This is a genomic window from Ornithinimicrobium cerasi (genome assembly GCF_003702705.1).
In the GTDB taxonomy this organism is placed as follows: domain Bacteria; phylum Actinomycetota; class Actinomycetes; order Actinomycetales; family Dermatophilaceae; genus Ornithinicoccus; species Ornithinicoccus cerasi.
This window is the reverse complement of the sequence record NZ_QZMN01000087.1, coordinates 1-521: the sequence shown is the minus strand read 5'-3', so window position 1 is coordinate 521 and position 521 is coordinate 1. Positions and strand designations below refer to the sequence as shown.

The 521-nt window shown below is 55.3% G+C and carries 1 rRNA gene; it reads left to right on the top strand.

The features are described 5' to 3' along the window. Nucleotides 1-521, top strand: a 16S ribosomal RNA gene (locus tag D4B81_RS17925); the annotation flags it as partial.

Here is a 521-nt window from a genome sequence, read left to right as displayed (position 1 = left end):
TGCTAATACCGCATACGATCTACGGATGAAAGCGGGGGATCGCAAGACCTCGCGCGGACGGAGCGGCCGATGGCAGATTAGGTAGTTGGTGGGATAAAAGCTTACCAAGCCGACGATCTGTAGCTGGTCTGAGAGGACGACCAGCCACACTGGGACTGAGACACGGCCCAGACTCCTACGGGAGGCAGCAGTGGGGAATTTTGGACAATGGGCGAAAGCCTGATCCAGCAATGCCGCGTGCAGGATGAAGGCCTTCGGGTTGTAAACTGCTTTTGTACGGAACGAAAAGACTCTGGTTAATACCTGGGGTTCATGACGGTACCGTAAGAATAAGCACCGGCTAACTACGTGCCAGCAGCCGCGGTAATACGTAGGGTGCAAGCGTTAATCGGAATTACTGGGCGTAAAGCGTGCGCAGGCGGTGATGTAAGACAGATGTGAAATCCCCGGGCTCAACCTGGGAACTGCATTTGTGACTGCATCGCTGGAGTGCGGCAGAGGGGGATGGAATTCCGCGTGTA